This is a genomic window from Tateyamaria sp., from assembly GCF_059783535.1.
This window is the reverse complement of the sequence record NZ_JBYNDP010000075.1, coordinates 1-2,149: the sequence shown is the minus strand read 5'-3', so window position 1 is coordinate 2,149 and position 2,149 is coordinate 1. Positions and strand designations below refer to the sequence as shown.

General features: G+C 58.8%; 2 protein-coding genes. Both read left to right on the top strand.

Annotated features, from left to right (window positions below):
- Window positions 1-467: LysM peptidoglycan-binding domain-containing protein (locus tag AC6RA8_RS14310; protein ID WP_500353412.1), on the top strand; the 467-nt coding region annotated here is incomplete at its 5' end.
- Window positions 468-547: 80 nt separating this feature from the next.
- Window positions 548-2,149: ABCB family ABC transporter ATP-binding protein/permease (locus AC6RA8_RS14305; RefSeq protein ID WP_500353411.1), on the top strand; the 1,602-nt coding region annotated here is incomplete at its 3' end.

The following is a 2,149-nucleotide window of genomic DNA, read 5'->3' as shown; positions in this document are numbered from 1 at the left end:
AGGCGCTGGACAACATCGCGCTCGACAGCATCAGCTACTCGGACACCGGCGATGTGGAACTCGCCGGGCGCGCGCAGTCCGAGGCAGGGGCCGTCAGGGTCTATGTCAACAACACTCCGGTTGCCGATATCGACGTCAGCGACGATGGCAGATGGAAAGGCGAACTGCCCGAGATCGACAAGGGCACGTATACACTGCGCGTGGACGAGCTGAATGACGCTGGACAGGTGACAAGCCGGGTCGAAACGCCGTTTCGCCGCGAAGACCCCGAGGTACTGGCGGAGGCGGACGGCGAGGACGCACCAGCGAAACAGATCACCGTTCAAGCGGGCAACACGCTTTGGGCCATCGCCCGTGACCGTTACGGCGAAGGTACGCTTTACGTGCAGGTCTTTGAGGCCAACCGGGACCGCATCCGTAACCCGGACCTGATTTTCCCCGGTCAGGTGTTTGCTCTGCCAAATTAACTGCTACGCGCGCACTGACGCTGGCAACTCGGGTCTCTCTGTCCTAAATAGTCAGACCTGAACGTCAGGAATGCTTCTCTATGCCCGCAGACACTTCGGCCTCGGCAGCACCCGCTGATCCGTCAACGCCGTCCAATGATCCGAACCAGGATGTGAGCCAGGCCGAGCGCAGCTCGGGTCTGCGCACTATTCGTAAGGTCGCGCCTTACCTTTGGCCCGCAGATAAACCGTGGGTAAAGCAGCGGGTCGTGCTGGCCATGCTGGCGCTTGTTCTGTCCAAACTGGTGTCTGTTTACACGCCGATCCTCTATCGGGATGCGGTGAATGTGCTGGGTGGCGAAGGCATTTCCGATCTGGCCCTTGGGGCAATTGGCCTGACGGTTGCCTATGGCCTCGCGCGTCTGATGAATGTGGGTTTTCAACAATTGCGCGATGCCATCTTTGCCCGCGTTGCCCAACGTGCCCTGCGGATGCTAGCGCTTGAGACGTTCCAACACATTCACCGCCTGTCGATGCGTTACCATATCACGCGCAAGACCGGCGGGCTCAGCCGCATCATCGAGCGCGGTGTGAAAGGGGTCGAATTCCTTTTGCGCTTCTTGTTGTTCTCGATTGGGCCGCTGATCCTTGAACTGCTGCTGATCGGGATCGTCCTGACCATCCTGTTCGACATTTGGTATCTGGTCGTCGTGGCCGTGACCATTGCCCTTTATGTCTGGTTCACCTTTGCGGTGACCGAATGGCGCGTGAAACTGCGGCGCGTAATGAACGAGCAAGACACCGACGCCAATCAGAAGGCCATCGACAGTCTGCTCAACTTCGAAACGGTCAAGTATTTCGGGGCCGAAGCGCGTGAAGCGGGGCGCTATGACAAGGCGATGGAGGGGTACGAGACTGCTGCATTGAAGACCAGCTATTCGCTCGCGTTTCTCAATTTCGGTCAGTCGGTTATCATCACATCTGGCCTTGTCGGTGTGATGGTCATGGCAGCCATCGGTGTGCAGAACGGCACACTCACCGTGGGCGACTTCGTCATGGTCAACGCCTACATGATCCAGATCACCATGCCGCTCAACTTCCTTGGGACGGTGTACCGCGAGATCAGGCAGGCACTGGTGGATATGGGCGAGATGTTTGATTTGTTGGAGCAACCGGCTGAGGTCGTCGATGCTCCGAACGCCAAGGAGCTGAATGTTACCGGCGGGCGGATCGAGTTGGATGACGTGCATTTCGGTTACGATCCGGCGCGACCAATCTTGAAAGGTGTGTCCGTTGCAGCGGAGCCGGGGCAGCAAGTGGCAATCGTGGGCTCGACCGGGTCAGGCAAATCGACCATCGGGCGGCTCTTGTTCCGTTTCTATGATGTGGGTGCGGGTGCCCTTCGGATTGACGGACAGGACGTGCGGGACGTTACGCAGGACAGCCTGCACGCGGCTATTGGCGTCGTGCCGCAGGATACTGTGCTGTTCAACGACACGATCCGATACAACATCGCTTATGGGCGCGACAACGCCACCCAAGCCGAGATCGAGGCGGCTGCCAAATCTGCGCAAATCCACGATTTCATTCAAGCGTTGCCCGAGGGCTATGATACGGCGGTGGGTGAACGTGGCCTCAAGCTGTCAGGAGGCGAAAAGCAACGTGTCGGCATTGCGCGAACCTTGCTCAAGAACCCTCCCATC